Origin of the sequence: Pseudomonas huaxiensis (assembly GCF_003231275.1) — a bacterium.
Taxonomy (GTDB): domain Bacteria; phylum Pseudomonadota; class Gammaproteobacteria; order Pseudomonadales; family Pseudomonadaceae; genus Aquipseudomonas; species Aquipseudomonas huaxiensis.
Genome location: NZ_QKVL01000106.1, coordinates 1 through 2,792, shown reverse-complemented (window position 1 = coordinate 2,792; position 2,792 = coordinate 1). Strand labels below are relative to the sequence as shown.

2 protein-coding genes and 1 pseudogene are annotated in these 2,792 nt (G+C 55.6%); 2 read left to right on the top strand and 1 reads right to left on the bottom strand.

Annotation, left to right across the window (positions count from 1 at the left end):
* Positions 1-906: 906 nt before the first annotated feature.
* Positions 907-1,558 (bottom strand): annotated as a pseudogene (locus DM374_RS32320) (SOS response-associated peptidase family protein); the annotation flags it as partial.
* On the opposite strand from DM374_RS32320, the gene DM374_RS32315 reads away from it, so the two are divergent.
* Positions 1,547-1,918: a LexA family protein gene (locus DM374_RS32315; protein WP_225422679.1), complete on the top strand. Its 372-nt coding sequence runs from the start codon at positions 1,547-1,549 to the stop codon at positions 1,916-1,918. The pseudogene DM374_RS32320 and the gene DM374_RS32315 sit on opposite strands and share 12 nt — an antisense overlap.
* Positions 1,902-2,792 (top strand): Y-family DNA polymerase (locus tag DM374_RS32310; protein ID WP_110973513.1); only part of this gene is annotated, 891 nt, incomplete at its 3' end. The genes DM374_RS32315 and DM374_RS32310, both read left to right, overlap by 17 nt.

Below are 2,792 nucleotides of genomic sequence, written 5' to 3'. Positions count from 1 at the left end.
AGGTGGCCTGTTTTAAACGCTTGGAATGCCTCCTGCATAAATGATCAGAATGACTTTCACTAGTTTGACGGTTTCGATATATGCGATGGTGACGAGCACTGTGATACTCATGTTGTTTAATCCTTGAGGCGTAAGGGGGCTGCACTGCATTTTGAGGGCGGTGTTACGGCGACTTGCTGAGCTGTTTGTTTAAAGTAGTTCGAGTTCGGGGTATGCGTCAATATGTTGGAGGGGGTATTTGAAAAATTTGTGATTTCCTATTCTTGGACTTGGCGTCTAAGCCTTGTGGGCTGGGCTTTCAGGGCTTTTCAGACTGAATTGGAGTTGGGGTGTCGAAAGCAGGGTTTGTACCCGTTGCTGAGTTTTTAAATGTTGGATTTAAGTGTTGAGAATTTAGCTAAACAAAACTGATGTGAAAGGCGTATTCAAAACAGAACTATTAAATACTGAGCCGAAAATGCATCTCGGCAAGCAAAACAGAATGGCAGTAGTCAAAGCCGCATTCTAAATGGAATGTTGAGTTTGTTGTCTCGAATAGGTCTTTAGAGGCCGAAACGAAACGTACGATAGGAAAGGCATCAAATTGAAGCGGTTAAAGACATAACAGAGAAATCTGGCTTAGGAGAGGCTTGCAAAGATAGGCCTGAAGAAAACAGAACGTTGGAGCAGACATGAGAAAGGAAGAAAAAATGAAAGCTGAACCCAAAACCAGCTTAGGAAACGAAAAAAGATAGAAATGAGGAACTGAACAGAAACCCCGCTGAGGAAGCGGACGAATGAATGAAACCCTGAGAGCTGCCTAGAGATCCTGGCATAGGAATCGAATCCCAACAGAAGGGTTGAAAGCGGACTTCAAAACCCAGCTTGGGATTTAGCCGCTAAAATTTTGCAAGCGGTCGGTAAGAGCTAGCGGTGCAATTGATTGCAAATTCTCTGTGGGGCCGGCTCCGGCGGCAGAGACGTTATCAGCTCTGCACCTTGGTTTCTAACGTTCCCCAGCGCCGTGCTGACTGGAAACCATTCGAACTCATCAACCGGCAAGCAAAGCTCCCTCGTTACTAACTCCGCCTGCGCTGCCGTCAGGTTCGGATCAATCCACTGCCGGGCGTGCTCAGGGGCCAGCACCAGCGGCCGGCGATCATGGATATCGACCATGCCCTGATCGCTCGCGGCCGTGATAATCACGAACCCATCCCCTTCATGCGATTCCAGGTCGGCATGTACCTGGGCCAGCGCCGCCATGAACATCGGCGCCTGGCTCTTCAGTCGAGTGAAATATGGCTGCTTCTCCTTTGGAGCCGCTGGACCCTTCACCCATTCATACCAACCATCGGCCATCACCAAGGCTCGGCCATTGGTCCAGAGTGCCTTGAAGAACTTGCCGGTGGTCACTGTCTCTACTCGCGCATTTATCGGGTTCGGGCGTTTGCCCTTCGCCCAGAACGGAGCTCAGCTCCAGTGGCATGGGTCAATGCGTAGACCCTTTTCCACGCTATGCAGGATCAGCCCCCGTGCCAGGCGCGACGTTGTACCGGGCAATCGGTGTATTGTCGTAGCCGGTTTTCCGTCGCCGGCTGCGGATCATATGGAGCAACAGATCTCACTGGACGAGCTGTTCGACATCCGTGCCCCGCACATGTACCTCGTCAGAATAGACGGCGACAGCATGCAGGGCGCCGGCATCTTCGACGGCGACCTGGTGGTGGTCGACCGATCGATAGAGGCCCGCCACGGCCACATCGTGATCGCCGCGGTGAACGCTGAACCGGTGTGCAAGCGCCTGCAGAAGATCGGCCAGCAGGTTGCGCTGTTGTCGGAGAACAGGCGCTATGCACCGCGCTACATCCTCGAAGGCGATGAGCTGCTGATTTGGGGCGTGGTGACATTCAGTGTGCGCAGCCATGACCCCTGCGCCTGAGCCGGTATTCGCCCTGGTCGACTGCAACAGCTTCTATGCGAGTTGTGAGCGCGTCCTCCGCCCGGACTTGCTGCGGACTCCCATTGTCGTGCTGAGCAACAACGACGGCTGTGTGATCGCCCGGAGTGCCGACGCCAAGCCATTCATCAAGATGGGCGAGCCGTTCTTCCAGATCAAACACAAGCTTCGTCAGCACGGCATCGTGGCCTTTTCGTCCAACTACGCGCTGTACGGCGACATGAGCCAGCGCGTCATGGCCGTGATCGAGGGTATGGTGCCGGCCGTTGAGGTCTACTCCATTGACGAAGCGTTCGCCGACCTGACCGGCATGACCTGCGACCTGGAACAGCTCGGCCGCCAGATCCGCGCCCGGGTGCTGCAGCACACCGGTATCCCCGTTGGCGTCGGTATCGCCGGCACGAAGACCCTGGCGAAGCTCGCCAACCATGCAGCGAAGCGCTGGCAGGTCCAGAGCGGTGGGGTGGTGGACCTGCGTGACCAGGTCAAGCGGGAGTGGGTGCTGAAAAAGTGCGACGTGTCTGACGTCTGGGGTATTGGCCGGCGGATGACGGCGCACCTGCAGGGCATGAACATCCGGACGGCGTGGGACCTTTCGCTGGCTGATCCCTGGACACTCCGGAAGAACTTCAGCGTGGTGGTAGAAAAAACTGCGCGAGAGCTGGCCGGCACCGCTTGCCTGGAACTCGATGAGCCGGATCCGCCCAAGCAAGAAATCTGCTGCAGCAGGATGTTCGGCAAGCGCCTTACCGACCTTGCGCCGATAAAGGAGGCGGTGGCCACTTATGTCATGCGCGCTTCGGAGAAGCTCAGGGCCCAGATATCGCTCTGCCGCAAGATGCGGATCAGCATCCGC